This window comes from Chromohalobacter sp. HP20-39, assembly GCF_033052815.1.
Taxonomy (GTDB): Bacteria; Pseudomonadota; Gammaproteobacteria; order Pseudomonadales; family Halomonadaceae; genus Chromohalobacter.
In genome coordinates, this window is record NZ_JAWHTP010000849.1 from 1 (window position 1) to 258 (window position 258).

Here is a 258-nt window from a genome sequence, read left to right on the forward strand (position 1 = left end):
TGAAACACCTGCTGCTCCTTGCGATGGCCGTGGCACTGCTGCTGGCCACGCCCGTGCGGGCCCAGCCGCCCGACTGGAAGACGATCCGCATCGGCGTCGAGGGCGCCTATCCGCCGTTCTCGGAGATCGGCGCCGATGGCAAGCTCAAGGGCTTCGAGATTGAGCTGGTGCAGGCGTATTGCGCGCAGATGCGGGCCCAGTGCACCCTGGTGCAGCAGGACTTCGACGGTCTGATCCCCGCGCTGCAGTCGGGCAAGG

At 67.4% G+C, this 258-nt stretch carries 1 protein-coding gene; it reads left to right on the plus strand.

Translation table 11 applies throughout. The annotated features are described in order from the left end of the window. Positions 1-258: transporter substrate-binding domain-containing protein (locus tag RVY79_RS20360; RefSeq protein ID WP_317466403.1), on the plus strand; the 258-nt coding region annotated here is incomplete at both ends.